The sequence below is a fragment of the Sphingobacterium suaedae genome, from assembly GCF_042684625.1.
Lineage (GTDB): Bacteria > Bacteroidota > Bacteroidia > Sphingobacteriales > Sphingobacteriaceae > Sphingobacterium > Sphingobacterium suaedae.
This window is the reverse complement of record NZ_JBHULR010000013.1, coordinates 1-937: the sequence shown is the minus strand read 5'-3', so window position 1 is coordinate 937 and position 937 is coordinate 1. Positions and strand designations below refer to the sequence as shown.

Annotated in this window: 1 rRNA gene; it reads right to left on the bottom strand. The window is 51.9% G+C overall.

What is annotated here, in order from left to right:
* Positions 1-937: ribosomal RNA gene (locus ACFSR5_RS15765) — 23S ribosomal RNA — on the bottom strand; the annotation flags it as partial.

Here is a 937-nt window from a genome sequence, read left to right as displayed (position 1 = left end):
CCCCACATGGAATGCTCCCCTACCAGTGCAATAAATTGCAATCCATAGCTTCGGTAGCAGTCTTGATGCCCGTTTATTATCCACGCCCGGCCGCTCGACTAGTGAGCTGTTACGCACTCTTTAAATGAATGGCTGCTTCCAAGCCAACATCCTAGCTGTCTGGGCAACCGGACCTCGTTAGTTCAACTTAGACTACATTTGGGGACCTTAGCTGATGGTCTGGGTTCTTTCCCTCTCGGCCTTGGACCTTAGCACCCAAAGCCTCACTGCCGTCCATATCTGCATAGCATTCGGAGTTCGTCTGGATTTGGTAGGATTTGACTCCCCCGCACCCAATCGGTAGCTCTACCTCTAGCAGACTCATATGACGACGCTGTTCCTAAAAACATTTCGGGGAGTACGAGCTATTTCCCAGTTTGATTGGCCTTTCACCCCTACCCTCAGGTCATCCGGAAACTTTTCAACGTTTATCGGTTCGGTCCTCCATTACGTGTTACCGCAACTTCAACCTGCCCAAGGGTAGATCACAAGGTTTCGCGTCTACCTCACCTGACTATGCGCCCTGTTCAGACTCGCTTTCGCTTCGGCTGCGTCCCTGAAGGACTTAACCTTGCCAGATAAGAGTAACTCGTAGGCTCATTATGCAAAAGGCACGCTGTCACGGAACATGTCCGCTCCAACCGCTTGTAAGCACACGGTTTCAGGTTCTTTTCACTCCCCTGTTCGGGGTTCTTTTCACCTTTCCCTCACGGTACTGGTCCACTATCGGTCTCTCAGGAGTATTTAGCCTTGCCAGATGGTGCTGGCGGATTCCCACAGGATTTCTCCGGTCCCGCGGTACTCAGGATACCACTATGCCTGTATTCTTTGCCTGTACGGGGCTGTCACCCTTATCGCCCGGTTTCCCACCCGGTTCCAGTTCATAGCACAGTACAAT